Annotated in this window: 1 protein-coding gene and 1 pseudogene; both read right to left on the bottom strand. The window is 49.9% G+C overall.

Annotated elements, in window-relative coordinates:
• A pseudogene (locus KDK18_RS11925) lies at positions 1–979 on the bottom strand (bifunctional glutamine synthetase adenylyltransferase/deadenyltransferase); the annotation flags it as partial.
• Positions 979–1,857 carry a LysR family transcriptional regulator gene (locus KDK18_RS11930; RefSeq protein ID WP_257255146.1) on the bottom strand — a complete coding sequence of 293 codons (879 nt, stop codon included), beginning with the start codon at positions 1,855–1,857 and terminating at the stop codon, positions 979–981. The gene KDK18_RS11930 and the pseudogene KDK18_RS11925, both read right to left, overlap by 1 nt.
• Between the last annotated feature and the right edge of the window lie 31 nt (positions 1,858–1,888).

Raw genomic sequence — 1,888 nt, forward strand, 5'->3', positions numbered from 1 at the left:
GCACCGGTAAAAACCATCCTGAAGAAACAATGGGACGAGTTTCTGGAAACCTGTTGAGCAGATTCTGACCTTCAGGGATATCTCCGGCAATAGCTCTGGCCTTGATCATGGCGTAGCGCTCCCAGTCTCTGCCCTGATCCTGGTAATACTGCTCCATAGCGGAAAAACTCATTGCCAGAGCACCACTGGTACCATAAGGCCTTAGACGCATATCAACCCGAAATACAAAGCCGTCGACTGTCTGGCTGTCTATGACTTTGATCAGACGCTGCCCCAGCCGGATAAAGAACTCCTGATTATCCAGAGAGCGGCTCCCACCGACGGTTTCACCTTTGTGGGGGTAAGTGAACATCAGGTCGATGTCGGAGGAAAGGTTCAGCTCTTGCCCTCCCAGTTTGCCCATGCCGAGTACGATCATCTTTTGTGGTTGAGGTGACTCACCATAAGAAGCACCCATTGGGGTGCCCCAGGTTTTGCAGGCTTCTTGATAGAGCCAGTTTAGTGCCTGATCGACGCAGGCATCGGCCATGGCAGAAAGATCCTGCGTGGTTTCCTGCATGGTGCACAGACGGTTGAGGTCGCGCCAGATGATGTTGACCATCTCCCGGTTTCTATATACCCGAAGTTGATACATCAGGTCGTTTTCGTTGAGTGCTGCGTCCTGAGTGAGCAGGTGAAGTGCCTGTTGGTGCCTGTCAGGTTTGGCTGTTTCTAACCTATCCGGATTCTGGTGGAGTTGGAAAACAAGATCCGGATGCTTCAGGCATTGTTCAAAAGCAAAATCGCTGCCTGCCCAGGTTTTATAAAGTTGAGCGAGAAATGCGGGAGATAATGAGTCAGGCCTGTCAGTCAGGTCTTTTGTCCGACAGGTTTCCAGAAACTTGTCCCATTGTTTCTTCAGGATGGTTTTTACCGGTGCAGGGCAGTTCATTGGCTCAAGGCTTTTTATCGGCTCAAGGCTGTCATCTGGCAACTCCATTATTGGAAACCCTCTGTTGAAAGGTGGTTGAGCAGTGCTCGAACTTTGGGTGTTGAGCCACGGTGACTGGGGTACAGTGCATATAAGTCGACAGGCTCAAATTGCCAATCGGGAAGAATATTGATGAGTGTGCCTTTTGCCAATTCACGCTTTGCCATATACTCCGGCAGTTCGGTGATGCCCAGTCCTTTGATGGACATTCTCATCAGCATGGAAAAGTCATCGCAGCGCACAGTCGGCTCAAACCTCAAGGTCGCAGTTTCATCTGCGCAAAAGAGATGCCAATCGGGGCTGCGTTCTTTCGCACTCATCAACATTAATGGATGCTCTAACAAGTCACTGGGCGTTTTGATGTTCTGTTTTGCAAAACCCGGAGCCGCATATAGACGCAGACGGATGGAGCAAAGTTTTCTGGCAACAAGTCCGGAGTCCGGCAAGTCTCCGATTCTAAACGCCAGATCATACCCTTCTTCAATCAGATCAACACGTCGATTGGTCAAACTAAGATCAAGTTCAACCTCAGGGTAGCATTGACAGTAATGGGCAAGGTGATCGCCAAGTAATGCCTGACCGACACCGAGAGAGGTGCACACTCTAAGGCGCCCTTGAGGTTTTTCCAACATGGATTCCACTGCGCTGCCTGCGGCTTCATATTCCTCTTTGATCCTTTTGCAGTATGTGTAGTAGCGCTGACCGATTTCAGTCAGATGCAGCGTTCTGGTGGAACGCTCCAATAGCCGCACACCCAACTGGGACTCCAGCCGGGTGATCTTGCGGCTGATGTTGGATTTTGGCGTATTCATTACTTCCGCAGCCTGAGTAAAGCTGCCTCTCTCTACTACCGTTGCGAACACCATAAGATCGTTAAGGTCAGTCATTTGTTATCAAATATTGAACAGTGTTGTGTAT

Source organism: Endozoicomonas sp. SESOKO3, assembly GCF_024606255.1.

Excerpts from the sequence above, each read along its gene's own strand:
- KDK18_RS11930 (WP_257255146.1), bottom strand. The coding sequence starts at position 1,857 with ATGACTGACCTTAACGATCTTATGGTGTTCGCAACGGTAGTAGAGAGA.